General features: G+C 72.4%; 16 protein-coding genes. 8 read left to right on the top strand and 8 right to left on the bottom strand.

The genetic code is table 11. The features are described from left to right. Window positions 1-22 precede the first annotated feature (22 nt). Complete coding sequence (locus SM418_RS24960; RefSeq protein ID WP_371943585.1) at window positions 23-742, bottom strand: IclR family transcriptional regulator; 720 nt, start codon at window positions 740-742, stop codon at window positions 23-25. Between the two features lie 108 nt (window positions 743-850). Here SM418_RS24960 and leuC point away from each other — a divergent pair, with 108 nt between their 5' ends. The 4 genes from leuC to SM418_RS24940 all read left to right on the top strand — a co-directional run bounded on the left by leuC (window position 851) and on the right by SM418_RS24940 (window position 3,669). Then, entirely contained in the window at window positions 851-2,248 is a 1,398-nt protein-coding gene (gene leuC, locus SM418_RS24955; RefSeq protein ID WP_371943584.1) for a 3-isopropylmalate dehydratase large subunit, read from the top strand. A 9-nt stretch (window positions 2,249-2,257) separates the two neighbouring features. After that, window positions 2,258-2,845 carry a 3-isopropylmalate dehydratase small subunit gene (gene leuD, locus SM418_RS24950; RefSeq protein ID WP_371943583.1) on the top strand — a complete coding sequence of 196 codons (588 nt, stop codon included), beginning with the start codon at window positions 2,258-2,260 and terminating at the stop codon, window positions 2,843-2,845. A gap of 147 nt (window positions 2,846-2,992) precedes the next feature. Continuing rightward, a complete protein-coding gene (locus SM418_RS24945) occupies window positions 2,993-3,232 on the top strand; it encodes an SCO5555 family protein (RefSeq protein ID WP_459077258.1) in 240 nt (79 codons plus the stop codon). Between the two features lie 158 nt (window positions 3,233-3,390). Further along, complete coding sequence (locus SM418_RS24940; RefSeq protein WP_026403810.1) at window positions 3,391-3,669, top strand: HU family DNA-binding protein; 279 nt, start codon at window positions 3,391-3,393, stop codon at window positions 3,667-3,669. 95 nt (window positions 3,670-3,764) lie between these two features. On the opposite strand, the gene SM418_RS24935 is transcribed toward SM418_RS24940, so the two are convergent. Continuing rightward, the gene (locus tag SM418_RS24935) at window positions 3,765-3,968 is read right to left on the bottom strand and encodes a cold-shock protein (RefSeq protein WP_371943581.1); all 204 of its coding nucleotides are present in this window, start codon (window positions 3,966-3,968) and stop codon (window positions 3,765-3,767) included. A gap of 10 nt (window positions 3,969-3,978) precedes the next feature. After that, a complete protein-coding gene (gene cofC, locus SM418_RS24930; protein ID WP_371943657.1) occupies window positions 3,979-4,557 on the bottom strand; it encodes a 2-phospho-L-lactate guanylyltransferase in 579 nt (192 codons plus the stop codon). 273 nt (window positions 4,558-4,830) lie between these two features. On the opposite strand from cofC, the gene SM418_RS24925 reads away from it, so the two are divergent. The 3 genes from SM418_RS24925 (at window position 4,831) to SM418_RS24915 (ending at window position 7,940) form a co-directional block, all read left to right on the top strand. Continuing rightward, window positions 4,831-5,745, top strand: coding sequence for a lysophospholipid acyltransferase family protein (locus SM418_RS24925; protein ID WP_371943580.1), 915 nt, complete (start codon window positions 4,831-4,833; stop codon window positions 5,743-5,745). 17 nt (window positions 5,746-5,762) lie between these two features. After that, window positions 5,763-6,752 (top strand): NAD(P)H-dependent glycerol-3-phosphate dehydrogenase, encoded by a 990-nt coding sequence (locus tag SM418_RS24920; RefSeq protein WP_371943656.1) that lies wholly within the window; start codon window positions 5,763-5,765, stop codon window positions 6,750-6,752. A 63-nt stretch (window positions 6,753-6,815) separates the two neighbouring features. Then, window positions 6,816-7,940, top strand: a complete 1,125-nt coding sequence (locus tag SM418_RS24915) for a D-alanine--D-alanine ligase family protein (protein WP_371943579.1) — start codon at window positions 6,816-6,818, stop codon at window positions 7,938-7,940. Here the strand turns inward: SM418_RS24915 and SM418_RS24910 are convergent. Further along, window positions 7,937-9,745, bottom strand: a complete 1,809-nt coding sequence (locus tag SM418_RS24910) for a beta-propeller domain-containing protein (RefSeq protein ID WP_371943578.1) — start codon at window positions 9,743-9,745, stop codon at window positions 7,937-7,939. The genes SM418_RS24915 and SM418_RS24910 overlap by 4 nt on opposite strands. A 160-nt stretch (window positions 9,746-9,905) precedes the next feature. Here SM418_RS24910 and SM418_RS24905 point away from each other — a divergent pair, with 160 nt between their 5' ends. Beyond that, window positions 9,906-10,466 (top strand): acetamidase/formamidase family protein, encoded by a 561-nt coding sequence (locus tag SM418_RS24905; RefSeq protein ID WP_371943577.1) that lies wholly within the window; start codon window positions 9,906-9,908, stop codon window positions 10,464-10,466. Here the strand turns inward: SM418_RS24905 and SM418_RS24900 are convergent. The 4 genes from SM418_RS24900 to SM418_RS24885 all read right to left on the bottom strand — a co-directional run bounded on the left by SM418_RS24900 (window position 10,463) and on the right by SM418_RS24885 (window position 13,923). After that, complete coding sequence (locus tag SM418_RS24900) at window positions 10,463-10,804, bottom strand: carboxymuconolactone decarboxylase family protein (protein ID WP_371943576.1); 342 nt, start codon at window positions 10,802-10,804, stop codon at window positions 10,463-10,465. The two genes, SM418_RS24905 and SM418_RS24900, sit on opposite strands and share 4 nt — an antisense overlap. An 85-nt stretch (window positions 10,805-10,889) precedes the next feature. Continuing rightward, window positions 10,890-11,732 carry an NAD(P)-dependent oxidoreductase gene (locus tag SM418_RS24895; protein WP_371943575.1) on the bottom strand — a complete coding sequence of 281 codons (843 nt, stop codon included), beginning with the start codon at window positions 11,730-11,732 and terminating at the stop codon, window positions 10,890-10,892. Further along, a complete protein-coding gene (locus tag SM418_RS24890) occupies window positions 11,729-12,463 on the bottom strand; it encodes an SDR family oxidoreductase (protein WP_371943574.1) in 735 nt (244 codons plus the stop codon). The genes SM418_RS24895 and SM418_RS24890 overlap by 4 nt, the downstream gene beginning before the upstream one ends. Further along, window positions 12,460-13,923 carry an aldehyde dehydrogenase gene (locus tag SM418_RS24885; protein WP_371943573.1) on the bottom strand — a complete coding sequence of 488 codons (1,464 nt, stop codon included), beginning with the start codon at window positions 13,921-13,923 and terminating at the stop codon, window positions 12,460-12,462. Before SM418_RS24885 ends, SM418_RS24890 begins: the two co-directional genes overlap by 4 nt. Window positions 13,924-13,987: the final 64 nt, after the last annotated feature.

Genomic DNA, 13,987 nt, shown 5'->3' with positions numbered 1-13,987 from the left:
AGCCGACTCTACGTCCCGGCGTTCAGGAGCCGGTGCGGCGCATCCCCTCGGAGATCTTGTCGGCGGCGGCGGCCACGGGGGCGGCGTGCAGGCGGCCGGGGGAGCGGGACAGGCGCTCCAGGGGGCCGGACACGGAGACGGCCGCGATCACCCGCCCCCCGGCGCCCCGGATGGGCGCGGACACCGACCCGACGCCCTGCTCGCGCTCGCCGACGCTCTGCGCCCAGCCGCGCCGCCGGACGGACGCGAGCGTCGTCGCCTCGAACTTGGCGTTGCGCAGCCCCCGGTGCAACCGGTCGGGCTCCTCCCAGGCGAGCAGGATCTGCGCGGCCGAACCCGCCGTCATCGGGAGCGCGGCGCCGACCGGGACGGTGTCGCGCAGGCCGCTGGTCCGCTCGGCCGCGGCCACGCACACGCGGACGTCCCCCTGGCGGCGGAACAGCGAGGCGCTCTCGCCGGTGAGGTCGCGCAGGTGGGCCAGAATAGGCTGGGCGATCGCGAGGAGCCGGTCCTCGCCGGCCGCGACCGCCAGCTCGGCGAGCCGCGGCCCGAGGATGAAACGTCCCTGCGTGTCGCGGTGCACGAGGCGGTGGTGCTCCAGCGCGACGGCCAGCCGGTGGGCGGTGGGGCGGGCGAGCCCGGTGGTCTGGACGAGCTGGGCGAGCGAGGCCGGCCCGGCCTCCAGCGCGTTCAGAACGAGAACGGCTTTGTCAAGTACGCCGACTCCGCTAGAGTTGTCCATGTCTTGATATTGCCGTCTCGTAATATGAGATGCAAGTCGAGGTGACCGAGACCACGGCGCGCTGGCCATCAGCACCGGGCGCCGACGATGACAGGTGAGGTGGGATTGATGGGCCGAACACTGGCCGAGAAGGTCTACGACGCGCACGTCGTCCGGCGTGCCGAGGGTGAGCCGGACCTCCTCTACATCGACCTGCACCTCGTCCACGAGGTCACCAGCCCGCAGGCGTTCGACGGGCTGCGGATGGCCGGCCGTCCCGTCCGCCGCCCCGACCTGACCATCGCCACCGAGGACCACAACGTCCCGACGACGGACCTGCTCAAGCCGATCGCCGACCCGGTGTCGCGCACCCAGGTCGAGACGCTGCGCAAGAACTGCTCCGAGTTCGGGGTCCGGCTGCACCCGATGGGCGACGCCAGCCAGGGCATCGTGCACGTCATGGGGCCGCAGCTCGGCCTCACCCAGCCCGGCATGACCGTCGTCTGCGGAGACTCGCACACCTCCACGCACGGCGCGTTCGGCGCCCTCGCCTTCGGCATCGGGACCAGCGAGGTCGAGCACGTCCTCGCCACCCAGACGCTGCCGCAGGTCCAGCCGAAGACGATGGCCGTCACGGTCGAGGGCCCGCTGCCCGAGGGCGTCACCGCCAAGGACCTCATCCTCGCGGTCATCGCGAGGATCGGCACCGGCGGCGGCCAGGGCCACATCATCGAGTACCGCGGCGAGGCGATCCGCTCCCTGACGATGGAAGGCCGCATGACGGTCTGCAACATGTCCATCGAGGCCGGCGCCCGCGCCGGGATGATCGCGCCGGACGAGACCACCTTCGAGTACCTCAAGGGCCGCCCGCACGCCCCGCGGGGCGAGGACTGGGACCGGGCCGTCGAGTACTGGACGTCCCTGCGCACCGACGACGACGCGGTCTTCGACAAGGAGGTCGTGATCGACGCGGCCGAGCTGACCCCGTTCGTCACCTGGGGCACCAACCCCGGCCAGGGCCTGCCCCTCGGCGAGTCCGTGCCCGACCCCGTGTCGTTCACCGACCCCGTCCAGCGCCAGGCCGCCGAGCGCGCCCTGGACTACATGGGCCTCACCGCCGGGACGCCGCTGCGCGACATCAGGGTCGACACCGTCTTCGTCGGCTCCTGCACCAACGGCCGCATCGAGGACCTCCGCGCCGTCGCCGGCGTGCTCGGCGGCCGCAAGATCGCCGACGGCGTCCGGATGCTGGTGGTCCCCGGCTCCATGGAGGTCAAGAAGCAGGCCGAGGAGGAGGGCCTCGACGAGGTCATCGCCGCGTCCGGTGCCGAGTGGCGCGAGGCCGGCTGCTCCATGTGCCTCGCGATGAACCCCGACAAGCTCACGCCCGGCGAGCGCAGCGCCTCCACGTCCAACCGCAACTTCGAGGGACGCCAGGGACCCGGCGGACGCACCCACCTGGTGTCGCCCGCCGTCGCCGCCGCAACCGCCGTCACCGGCCGCCTGGCCGCCCCTGCCGACCTCTAAGGAACCACGATGGAAGCGTTCACCACCTACACCGGGCGCGCGGTGCCGCTGCGCCGCAGCAACGTCGACACCGACCAGATCATCCCGGCCGTCTGGCTGAAGCAGGTCAGCCGCACCGGGTTCGAGAAGGGCCTGTTCTCCGGCTGGCGCGAGGACCCCGAGTTCGTCCTCAACCAGCCCCGGTACGAGGGCGCGGGCATCCTGGTCGCCGGGACCGACTTCGGCACCGGCTCGTCCCGCGAGCACGCCGTCTGGGCCCTGCAGCAGTACGGCTTCCGCGTGATCATCGCGCCGCGCTTCGGCGACATCTTCCGCAACAACTCCACCAAGATGGGCCTGCTCCCCGTCATCCTGACCGGCGAGCAGGTGGCGGACCTCCAGACCCGCGTCGAGGAGGACCCCACGCTGGAGATAACCGTCGACCTGGACAAGCGCGAGGTCCGCTACGGGGACGACGTCGCGACCTTCGAGATCGACGACTACACCCGCTGGCGCCTCATGGAGGGCCTGGACGACATCGGCCTCACCCTCCGCCACGCCGACGCCATCAACGACTTCGAGGCCGGCCGCAGCCCCTTCCTGCCGACGACGGTCTGACACGCCGACGCGCGGACGCTGATCGTAGGCGCGACCCGTGCCGCCCCGGGCGGCACGGGTCGCCCCTAATGCACCCCCGGGGGAGTCGGGCGGTCGGGGCACGAGGGACAATTCCTGTAGTGCCGTGCACGCCGACCGTTTGGGGGAATGGAATTGGGCGCCGTCCCGTGGAGCGGGCCGGACTGGGACGATCCAGCGTTGACGCAGCTCGCGCGCCAGTTGCGTGATGCTCACAAGGCCGTCGCGCCGCTTCCGGCCGAGACCCGGCAGCGGCTCATCCGGCACCTGCTGGCGATCACCGATCTGGCGAAAAGAGACGCCGGACTGGCCGCTCGCAGGCTGGACGCGTTCCTCGCCGATTTCCAAGACGGGCCCGACGTCGGTTAGCGTGCGCAGTGGCCGGATCCGGTCCGGTCACCCGGCGAGACGGGGGCGAGGCCGACAAAAACGCCAGCGACACGCCAACTCATGTGTGCAGGTGATTGTGTCCATGCTGAGGGTCCCTTAGTTTCGTTCGGGCAAGGGGGGAACTAGAGGAGTAACCCATGAACAAGCGTGAGCTGGTCGACGCGATCTCTGACCGGCTGGGCAGCAAGAAGGCCGCAGCCGAGGCCGTCGACGCCATCCTGGAGGCGATCCAGACCGCCGTCGCCAAGGGCGACAAGGTCGCGATCACCGGGTTCGGTTCGTTCGAGAAGGCCGACCGGCCTGCCCGTACGGCCCGCAACCCCGCAACCGGCAAGACCATCGAGGTTCCCGCGACGTCCGTGCCGAAGTTCAAGGCCGGCGCCGACTTCAAGAACCTGGTGGCCGGCAAGAAGTAGGCCTCACCGCCAGAGCGCCCGGGACCGTGTCAACGGTCCCGGGCGCTGACGCGTTCGGGGTGCGTGGGGGGGCGCGGGCCGGGGAGGGCGCGGGTTCAGGACGGCAGCGGGAACGTCGAGAGCGTCACCACCGAGACGCGGTCGCCGTCCAGGCGGAGGTTCACCCGCTGGCCGAACCGCAGCAGCCGCAGCCCGCCCGCCGCGAACGCCTCCGCGTCGAAGGGCAGCTCCGTCCCGTCGTCGAGCAGCACGCTCCCCGAGCGGGTCTCCGCGTCGAACGCCTTCACCGTCCCCTGCATGACCGGAACTCTAGGCCAACGAGGGCAGCCGGGCGGCGACCTCGGCGGTGCGGGGGCCGGTGCCGAGGGCGAGGGCGGCGCGGAGGTCGTCCGGGGTGTCGACGTCGCGGCGGACGCTGTCGGTGCCGGGCAGGAGGATCTCCACCGCGCCGCGCGAGCGGTGCGCGTCGCGGGAGCCGCCGCCGAACGCGGGGGCGAAGGGCACGCCCGGGCGGGCCGTGTACAGCGTGGTCCCGACGCCGGCCGCGTCCGGAACGAACGCCTCGGGCACGGCGGCCGCGGCGTCGAGGACGCGGGCGAGTTCATCCGGCCGCAGAGCGGGCAGATCTGCCGACAGCGCTCCAACGCCCGCGTCCGGGGAGAGTTCGCGGCCCCGGCCGGCGCCGTAGACCAGCGCCGGGTTCAGGCCGGCGTCCGGCACGTCGGGCACCACGCGGGCGCCGAGGGCGGCGAGGTCGGCCGCCGGGAGGGGATCGTCGGTGACTACGATCACGTGGCGGACCCGGTCGCAGCGCAGCGCCGCGGCGACCGTGTCGGCCGCCACCGCGAGCGCGAGCGCCTCCCGGTGCGGGCCCGCCGCGGCGGCCATGCGGGTCTTGGCCCTGGCGAGCACCTTGACGGGGACGACGAGCGACCAGCGGGGACGGGGCGCGCCGTGCGCCGCGCTCGCCCGTGCCACTGTGGACGGTGCCGGCGTGGACGGTGCCGGCGTGGACGGTGCTGTTATGGACGGTGCTGTTGTGGACCGTGCTGCTGTAGACATGGCAACTCGACACTATGCGCACGCAACCGCGACACTTGATGACACCCCACGTTCTTCGGGGATGGAGCGAGGAGGGGACGGAATGAGGAGGGGACGGGCATGAGCCACGGGCACTCGCCGGGCTGGCGGAAGCTCACGATCGTCATCCTGCGCCCGCTGCTTTTCGGGCTCCTGAAACGCGACTGGCAGGGCCGGGGCAACGTGCCCGGGAAGGGCGGCGTCATCATCGCCGCCAACCACATCTCCGAGTCCGACCCCCTCGCGCTCGCCCACTTCGTGTACGAGTCGGGCCGGTACCCCGTCTTCCTGGCCAAGTCCGCCTTGTTCGACGCCAAGGTCATCGGCGCGGTGTTCCGCGGCACCGGGCAGATCCCCGTCTACCGCGACCGTGCCGACGCGGCGCTCGCCCTGGAGGACGCGGAGAAGGCGCTCCTGAACGGCGAATGCCTGATCTTCTACCCGGAGGGCAGCTGCACGCGTGACCCGGAGCTGTGGCCCATGACCGGCCAGACGGGCGTCGCCCGCATGGCGCTGCGGACGGGCGCCGAGGTCGTCCCGGTGGCGAGCTGGGGCGCGCACGAGCTGATGCCGTACAAGAAGGGGGAGCAGAGGGGGCTGGCGGGAAGCCTGAAGAAGGGTTTCCACCCGCTGCCGCGCAAGACGATGAAAGTGATCGCCGGACCGCCCGTGGACCTGTCCGAGTACGCGGGGGCGCCGCTCAGCAGGGCAACGCTGCGGGCCGCCACCGACGACATCATGGCGGCGATCGCCGGTCTCCTCGGCGAGCTGCGCGGCCAGGAGCCGCCGGCGGAGCGCTACGACCACCACCGGGTGCTGGAGGAGCGCCGCCGCGCGGCGGGCGAGATACCGGGCGCCGCGGGCGAGATACCGGGCGCCGCAGGCGAGATACCGGGCGAGGCGGGGGGCGGCGCGGGCGAGGCGCGGGCCGTGGTCCCCGAGCCCGCGCGGCCGTCCGAGCCCAGCACCACCGAGCAGAAGGCGGCCGACTCGTGACGTTCCGTACCGCGGTGATGGGCGCCGGATCCTGGGGGACGACGATCACCAAGCTGCTGCACGACGCCGGCGGCGAGGCCGTCCTGTGGGGGCGGCGTCCCGAGGTCGTCGAGGCGGTCAACGAGCGGCACGAGAACCCCGACTACCTGCCCGGCGTTACGCTGCCGGAGAGCGTCCGCGCCACGCTTGACCCGGCGGAGGCGCTGAAGGGCGCCGACTTCGTCGCGCTGGCCGTCCCCGCGCAGACCCTGCGGAGCAACCTCGCCGGCTGGGTGCCGCACCTGCCGCCGGACGCCGTGCTCGTCAGCTTGATGAAGGGCGTCGAGATGGGCACCACGCGGCGGATGTCGGAGGTGATCCGCGAGGTCGCCGACGTCCCCGAGGAGCGCGTCGGCGTCTTCTGCGGCCCCAACCTGGCCCGCGAGATCGCGAGCGGGGAGCCCGGCGCGGCGGTCGCCGCCTGCGTGGACGAGGCCGTAGCGCAGCGCCTCCAGGCCGCGACGATGACCCCGTACTTCCGCGTCTACACCTCCACGGACATGGTCGGCTGCGAGCTCGGCGGCGCGGTGAAGAACGTCGTCGCGCTGTGCGTCGGCATGTCGGTCGGGCTCGGCTTCGGCGCGAGCACCCAGGCGGTGCTGATGACCCGGGGGCTCGCCGAGATCACCCGGCTGGGCGCGGCGCTCGGCGCCGACGAGCACACCTTCGCCGGGCTCGCCGGCATGGGCGACCTCGTCGGGACGTGCATCTCGCCGCTGTCGCGGAACCGGACGTTCGGCGAGAACCTCGGCCGCGGCATGACCCTCGACGAGGTGATCGCCGTCACCAAGCAGACGGCCGAGGGGGTCAAGTCGTCCGAGGCGGTGCTGGAACTCGCCCGCAAGCACAACGTGGAGATGCCGATCACCGAGGCGGTCACCGCCGTCCTGCACCGCGGCATGCCGATCAAGGAGGCGGCCGTCTCGCTGATCTCGCGCTCCCCGAAGCCCGAGCGGTACGGGGTGTGATGTGGGGCCGCGCCCGGATCGCTCGTGGCCGATCCCGGCTGATCACCGGTAGGGTCGGACGTCATGTCCCAGGTTTCTAAGATCCGCGTGGCCGTGGTCTTCGGCGGGCGCAGCTCCGAGCACGCGATCTCGTGCGTCACCGCGGGCGCCGTCATGGCCGCCATCGACCGGGACCGGTACGAGGTGGTGCCGATCGGCATCGCCCGCGACGGGCGCTGGGTCCTCCCGCCCGGTGATCTGCGGCTCGCGATCGAGGGCGGCGCGCTGCCCGAGGTGACCGGCGCCGGCGGCGCCCTCGCGCTGCCGTTCGACCCCGACAGCCGCGGGCTGATGGTCGTGCGGCCGGGCGAGGTCCCCGAGACGCTCGCCGAGGTCGACGTCGTCCTGCCGCTGCTGCACGGCCCCTACGGCGAGGACGGCACCATCCAGGGCCTGCTCGACCTCGCGGGCGTCCGGTACGTCGGCGCCGGGGTGCTGGCCAGCGCCGTCGGCATGGACAAGGGGTACATGAAGCTCGTCTGGCAGGCGCGCGGCCTGCCCGTCGGCCCGTACGTCCTGGTCGGCGACCGGGAGTGGCGGCGCGAGCGCAAGCGCAAGATCGACGAGATCAAGGAGCTGGGTCTCGCCGGCGGTGCCCCGGTGTTCGTCAAGCCGGCCCGCGCCGGGTCCAGCATGGGCATCACACGCGTCGCCGACGAGGCGGACCTGGAGGCGGCGGTCGAGGCGGCCCGCGAGCACGACCCGAAGGTGATCGTGGAGGCCGCGATCGAGGGCCGCGAGATCGAGTGCGGCGTCCTGCAGGGCGAGGACGACGGCCCGGCCGAGGCGAGCCTGCCCGCCGAGGTGCTGATGGCGGGCGAGCACGACTTCTACGACTTCGAGACCAAGTACCTCGACGGCTCCACCCGGATGGCGATCCCGCCGGACCTGCCGCCCGCCGCGATCGAGGAGGTCCGCCGCGTCGCCGTGCAGGCGTTCGAGGCGCTCGACTGCGAGGGCCTCGCCCGCGTCGACTTCTTCCACACGCCCGACGGCCGCTGGATCCTCAACGAGATCAACACCATGCCGGGCTTCACGCCGGCGTCGGCGTTCCCGCAGATGTGGGCGGCGACCGGGCTGGACTACCCGGCGCTGGTCGACCGGCTCATCCAGACGGCGCTGCAGAAGCACCCGACCGGCCTGCGCTAGCCGTAGGGGAGCCAGCCGGCCTTCCTGAGCGTGGACGCGTCGGCGGCGTGGGCGCCCTCGTCGGAGAACGTCCAGAGGGTGTCGCCGACGACGAGGGAGCGGACGATGCCGCCGCGCGGCTGCCGGACGGTCCCGACCTTCGTGATGGACGTCCCGGTGACCTTGAGGGCGAGGGCTTCGGCGGGCGTGCCGTCCCCCCGCGCCGCCGGGACGACGGTGAGACCGGACTTCGGCCAGTACAGGAACGCGTGCGAGTCGAACTCCACCTGGGCGGTGGCTCCGGGCAGCTTGTAGGCGTCGACGCGGCGGGGCGCGCCGGACACGTCGAAGAGCGAGATCTGGAGGCCGGTCGTGCGGCCGGACGTCTCGGCGTCCTGGCCGACGCCGAGGAGCTTGCCGTCCGCCGTGGGGTGCAGGTACGCCGAATAGCCGGTGATCTTGAGCTCGCCGGTGCGGCGGGGACGTCGCGGGCCGGTCAGGTCGAGCACGTACAGCGGGTCGGTCTGCCGGAACGTCACCACGTAGCCGGTGGGCCCGATGAACCGGACGGAGTGGATGCGCTCGCCCTTGCCGAGCCCGTCGATCCGTCCGATCTGGTCGAGGCGGGCGCCGTGCTGGGCGAGGACGTACGCCGAACTCTGGGACGTGGCGCCGTTCCGGTCGGTGGTCGTGGCCAGGCGAAGGTTTCCGTCGTGCTCGGACATGGAGTACTGGTTGAGCAGGAAACCCTTGACGGACCCGTATGCGACGTATCGCGGACGTCCGCTGCCGCTCAGGTCGAACTTGTAGATGTCGGTGTCGGGCTCGGCGGGCTTCTTGGCCGGCGGGCTGAACGGTTGCTGGGGCCTGCCCGTGACATACAGACTCTTGCCCGTGCCGTAGACGGTGGACCCGTCGGCGGTGACCGCGATGGGCTGCGCGTCGCCGAGGCCCTTGCCCATGTCGACGGTCAGCACGGTCAGCACGGACGAACCCTTGTACGCGGACGGGCGGCTGACCTGGTCGCAGGGGATGCGATACGACGTTCCGTCGTCCAGCCGGAATCGCGGCAGCCAGGAGTCGAGCGGGGCCTTCCACACCTCCACCCGGTTCTCCTCGATCGCATCCTCCCGGTCCGTCCCGCCCGGAAAGTCGATCTTCGGCTCGGACCGCACCACGACGCGCACTGTCGAGCCGTTCTGCCTCGCGTCCAGGTACCCGGTGTCGGACGTCATCGTGCCGATGATCCTCGGGGCGCCGGAGAGGTCGACCAGCGTGAGCCGCGTCGCCCGGCCCGTGGATCCCGGCGCGGGCCGGCGGTCGAAGGGGACCGCGGGCGTGCGGTCCGTCAGCACGAGGGCGCGGTCGCCGCTGAGCAGCAGCTCGTCATGGTCGAACCGGTCGGAGCCCGGCAGCCTCAGCGTGTGCGTGATCTCGCGGGTGGCGGGATCGATGACGTGCAGGCGCTGCTTGGCGACCGCCACGATCCGGCGGCCGTCGGTCTTCACGAGGTCGGGCTCGTCCGCGCCCGGCTCGTGGGAGTTCGTCGTGGAGTGCTCCTGCGGCCCGGCGGCCCTGGCGGGCAACTGGCCCTTCTCCAGCGCCCAGATGCCGTCGTTCGGCAGGGTGGGCGCGCCGTACAGCCCGGTCGGGCCGACCCTGTCGGCCGTGGCGCCGCGCAAGTCCTGGAGGAGCTCGGCACAGCCGTCGTAGGCGATGAGCCGCGCCGCCGCCGGCTGATGCGGCGGACTCCCGGAAGGGGGCGATCCGGAGCAGCCGGCCAGCAGCAGCATCACCGCGGCCGGTGCGGAGATTCGACCACGCATGGACGTTGGACGCCCGCCCCGCCCGTCCGGTTTCCATGATCTTTGGATTTTCCGGTGATGCCGGTCTAACGCGGGTGTGAGGCAGGCGAAACCGCCCGGTAACAGCGCCTCGGCACGATCGGGGCATCGCCTGGTCATGACCCGGAAGGAGCACGTCCCGATGCCGTCACCCGCCGTGTTCGATCTCGACGACGAGAGGACGCGGAACGTCCTCGGCCACGACCACTGGCATCCCGACGTTCCCGGCGTCGCGGAGATCATCACCGGCGGCTCCGTCCGGCTCGAATGCTCCGGCCGCGAACCCGGCGCCGGCGTCCTGCTGTGCGGCCCGCTCATGGTCGTCGGCGCCGAGCCCGGCGACGTCATCGTCGTGGACGTCCTCGGCGTCGGACGGCCCGGCGGCACGCGCGACGCCGGCGGGCATCCCGGGATCATCGGCTGCGCGCCGCCCGGCCCCGTGCCCGTGCCCGGCGACGGGCGCGGCCGGGACGTCGGCGGCTGCGGCATCGCCCGGCTCGGCGCGGGCTCGCGCGTCCTGCTGCCGGTACGGGTACGCGGCGCCAAGCTGTCCGTCGGCGACCTGCACTTCCCGGCGCGCCGTTTCCACGACTGCGGCGAGTCCGGGCAGGCCGGCTGGATCGACCTGCGCGTCCACCTCACCCGGCGGGGGGCCGAGCGCTTCGGGGTGCACGGGCCGATGCTGATGCCCGGCCCGTCCTAACCCTCCCTCCGCTTCCGCTTCTCGTGCTTGGCGATCAGCGTGTCGATCTGGACGCTCAGCCGGGAGCCGAGCGGCCAGCCGATGTAGTGGGTCACGAAGATGCCGATCTCGCGCAGCTCGTCCGGCGAGATCTCCCCGTTGGCGAGGGCCGCGGGGATCTGGATGTCGAGGACGTCGTTCAGCCCCTGGCCGGCGAGGACGCCGATCAGCAGCAGGCGCCGCTCGCGCATGCTGAGGCCCGGACGCGTCCAGATGTCGCCGAACAGGTGATCGACGGTGATGCCGAAGAACTCGCCCGGCGCGTCCTCGATGTCCCAGCCGTAGACCCGCCGCATCATCTCCAGGCCGCGCTCGCGCCGCTCACTCCGCTCATTCTGGTTTCCTGTGGGGGGGCGACCCCCCACACCCCCCGGTTCGCTCCGCTCATTCATGGCTATCCCCAGGGCCGAGGCCAAGGCCAGGACCGAAGCGTTCGCGGGCGATGCGGGCGAGCGGCACGTCCACGCCCAGCTCGTCCGCCAGCTCCAGGGCGAGGGACAGGTCCTTCTCGCCGAGGTCCCGGGTGTGGCACAGGATGTCGTACAGGTCGTCGCCCGGCTCCAGCGGCGCCGTCGTCGGGCGGAGCATGATCGAGCCGGCGCCGCCGGTGATCGCGTCGGTGTGCCGGACGACCCGGCCGAGCTTGCGCAGCGACACCCCCGACGCCTCCGCGAGCCGCTGCGCTTCGGCGGCGGCCGTGAACGAGATGAAGTGCAGCATGTTGCGGGCCAGCTTCGTGCGGGTGCCCGCACCGACCGGCCCCATGTGCAGGACGAGTTCCGCCCACGCGCCGAACGGCTCCCGGCAGCGCTCGAACGCCTCGTCCGTCCCGCCGACCATCACCGCGAGGGTGCCCGCGCTCGCCCCCATGAACCCGCCGCTGACCGGGGCGTCCACGACCTCGATCTCGTACCGCCGGGCCCGTGCCGCGAGATCCTCGGCCGTCTTCGCGCGGATCGTCGAGTGGACCGCCAGGACCGTGCCCGGACGGGCGCTGGCGAGCACCTCCTCGCCCACCTCGTTCACCTGGTCGTCGTCCCGCACCATGATGGAGACGAGGTCGGCGTGCGCGGCCACGTCGGCGACGCTCCTGGCCGCCCGCGCGCCCGCCTTCACCAGCGGCGCCATCGCCTCCGGGCGCGCGTCGTAGACGGCCAGGCCCCTGCCGGCCAGATGCCCGGCCATGGGCGCGCCCATCTGGCCGAGCCCGATGAACCCGACCGTCATGCGCGGAACACCTCGCCCCCGTCGACGTTGACGATCTGGCCCGTGATCCAGGCCGCCTCGTCCGACAGGAGGAACAGGCACGCGCCGACCAGGTCCTCGGGCGATCCCATGCGCTTCAGCGCCATCTTGTCCTTGACGATCTTCTGCGACATGTTGCCCGGCACGACCGTGCGGTTGGCCTCGGTGTCGATCGGCCCGGGTGCGATCGCGTTCACGCGGATGTTCATGCTGCCGAGCTCGTGCGCGAGCTGCTGGGTCAGCCCGTTGACGCCGACCTTGGCCAGCCCGTAGAAGCCGGAGTACTGCCAGGCCGCCGTGGACGACTGGTTGACGATGGAACCGCCCCCGCGCTCCTGCATGTGGGGGTAGCAGGCGCGCGCGCACAGCAAGGCGCCGTCCATGTTCACGGACATGAACTTCTTGTAGTAGTCCCAGTCGACGGTGAACAGGAAGTCCAGCTTCATCGTCCCGAAGATGGCCGCGTTGTTCACGAGATGGTCGATCCCGCCGAACCGCTCCTTCGCGGCCGCCGCCATGGCCTCGACCGACGCGGGGTCGGACACGTCCGTCCGGACGAACAGGCCCTTGACGTCGTCGGCCACGGCCTGCCCGCGCTCGTCCACGTCGGCGACGACCACGTGGGCGCCCTCGGCCGCGAGCGCCCGCGCGTACGCCTCGCCGATGCCCTGCGCGGCCCCGGTGACGACCGCGACCTTTCCCTCGAACCTCATGCGCCCTCCGCGATCGACTTGGTCTCCAGGTACTCCTCGAAGCCGGCCACGCCCATCTCGCGGCCGATCCCCGACTGCTTGTAGCCGCCGAACGGGACGTCCGCGCCGTACCAGACGCCGCCGTTCACGCTCACCGTCCCGGCGCGCAGCCGGTGCGCGACCCCGCGCGCCCGCTCCACGTCGCCGCCGTGCACCGCGCCCGACAGCCCGTAGGGCGAGTCGTTCGCGATCCGCACCGCGTCGTCGTCGCCGTCGTGCGGCAGGAGCACCAGCACCGGGCCGAAGATCTCCTCCCGGGCCGCGCGGGCGTCGTTGGTCAGCCCGGTGATCAGCGTGGGCTCGATCCAGAAACCCCTGTCGCGGCCCTCCGGACGCCCGCCGCCGCACGCGAACGCGCCGCCCTCCTTGACGGCCAGCTCCAGATAGCCCTCGACGCGGTCGCGCTGCCGCGCCGAGATGACCGGGCCGCAGATCGTCCGGTCGTCGCCGGGGTCGCCGGCCCCGAGCTTCGCCAGCGTCCCCGCCGTGATCTCGGCGGCCTCGTCGTACCGGGCGCGCGGGACGAGGATGCGGGTCGTGATCGCGCATCCCTGCCCGGCGTGCGCGACCCCGGAGAACGCCGCGTACGAGCACGCGGCCCGCAGGTCGGCGTCGTCCAGCACCACGAACGCGGACTTCCCGCCGAGCTCCAGGAAGACCCGCTTGAGGCTGCCGGCGGCGGTCGTCATGACGTCCCGTCCCGTCGCCGTGGACCCGGTGAACGAGACCAGGTCGACGCGCGGGTCCCGGGTGAGCTGGGCGCCGAGCCCGTGGTCGGACGATGTCACGACGTTGACGACGCCCGGTGGAATGTCGGTCTCCTCGGCGATGACCTCGCCGAGCACCGCCGCGCACCAGGGCGTGTCGGGCGCCGGCTTCAGCACCACCGTGTTCCCGGCCGCGAGCGCCGGGCCCAGCTTGGCCAGGTTGATCTGGTGCGGGAAGTTCCACGGGGTGATGGCGCCGACGACGCCCGCCGCCTCCCGGCGGACCCGCCGGTGGCTCGGCATCCCCATCGGCTCGGCCCGGCCGAGATCCCGTTCCCACTCGTAGGACTCGGCGAGGTCGGCGAACCACCCGAGATCGTCGACGGGCGCGTCCAACTGCGCCCCGAAGGTCAGGAACCGCGGCGCGCCCACCTCCTCGATCGTGAGTTCGCGCAGCTCGTCGGCCCGCCGCCGCAGCCCCTCCCGGAGCTGGCGCAGGCAGCGCACCCGGAAGGCGTGGTCGGTGGCCCAGGCGGTCTCGTCGAACGCGCGGCGGGCGGCGCCGATCGCGCGGTCCATGTCGGCGGCGGTGCCGTCGGCGGCGGTGCCGAGCACCTCCTCGGTCGCGGGATTGATCGTCTCGAAGGCGGCGCCGTCCGTTGCGGGGACGAGTCGGCCGTCCAGCAGCAGCAAGCGATCGGTAGTTCTGGACACTTGTCCAGACTACAGTTCAGGGCACGGCCGAACGCAAGGACTATCCCGGCGAATTCCCCCGAAC

This window comes from Actinomadura chokoriensis (assembly GCF_041463665.1).
In the GTDB taxonomy this organism is placed as follows: Bacteria; Actinomycetota; Actinomycetes; order Streptosporangiales; family Streptosporangiaceae; genus Spirillospora; species Spirillospora chokoriensis_A.
Note: the sequence above shows the minus strand (reverse complement) of the source record. Positions and strands in the feature narration are given on the sequence as shown.

Bases quoted from the DNA above. Each gene is read 5' to 3' on its own strand.
- SM418_RS24895 (WP_371943575.1), bottom strand. From the start codon at position 11,732: ATGACGGTCGGGTTCATCGGGCTCGGCCAGATGGGCGCGCCCATGGCC.
- SM418_RS24960 (WP_371943585.1), bottom strand. From the start codon at position 742: ATGGACAACTCTAGCGGAGTCGGCGTACTTGACAAAGCCGTTCTCGTT.
- SM418_RS24900 (WP_371943576.1), bottom strand. From the start codon at position 10,804: ATGATGCGGCGGGTCTACGGCTGGGACATCGAGGACGCGCCGGGCGAG.
- SM418_RS24910 (WP_371943578.1), bottom strand. From the start codon at position 9,745: ATGCGTGGTCGAATCTCCGCACCGGCCGCGGTGATGCTGCTGCTGGCC.
- SM418_RS24940 (WP_026403810.1), top strand. From the start codon at position 3,391: ATGAACAAGCGTGAGCTGGTCGACGCGATCTCTGACCGGCTGGGCAGC.
- leuD (WP_371943583.1), top strand. From the start codon at position 2,258: ATGGAAGCGTTCACCACCTACACCGGGCGCGCGGTGCCGCTGCGCCGC.
- SM418_RS24905 (WP_371943577.1), top strand. From the start codon at position 9,906: ATGCCGTCACCCGCCGTGTTCGATCTCGACGACGAGAGGACGCGGAAC.
- SM418_RS24915 (WP_371943579.1), top strand. From the start codon at position 6,816: ATGTCCCAGGTTTCTAAGATCCGCGTGGCCGTGGTCTTCGGCGGGCGC.
- SM418_RS24920 (WP_371943656.1), top strand. From the start codon at position 5,763: ATGGGCGCCGGATCCTGGGGGACGACGATCACCAAGCTGCTGCACGAC.
- cofC (WP_371943657.1), bottom strand. From the start codon at position 4,557: ATGGCCGCCGCGGCGGGCCCGCACCGGGAGGCGCTCGCGCTCGCGGTG.
- SM418_RS24945 (WP_459077258.1), top strand. From the start codon at position 2,993: ATGGAATTGGGCGCCGTCCCGTGGAGCGGGCCGGACTGGGACGATCCA.
- leuC (WP_371943584.1), top strand. From the start codon at position 851: ATGGGCCGAACACTGGCCGAGAAGGTCTACGACGCGCACGTCGTCCGG.
- SM418_RS24925 (WP_371943580.1), top strand. From the start codon at position 4,831: ATGAGCCACGGGCACTCGCCGGGCTGGCGGAAGCTCACGATCGTCATC.
- SM418_RS24890 (WP_371943574.1), bottom strand. From the start codon at position 12,463: ATGAGGTTCGAGGGAAAGGTCGCGGTCGTCACCGGGGCCGCGCAGGGC.
- SM418_RS24935 (WP_371943581.1), bottom strand. From the start codon at position 3,968: ATGCAGGGGACGGTGAAGGCGTTCGACGCGGAGACCCGCTCGGGGAGC.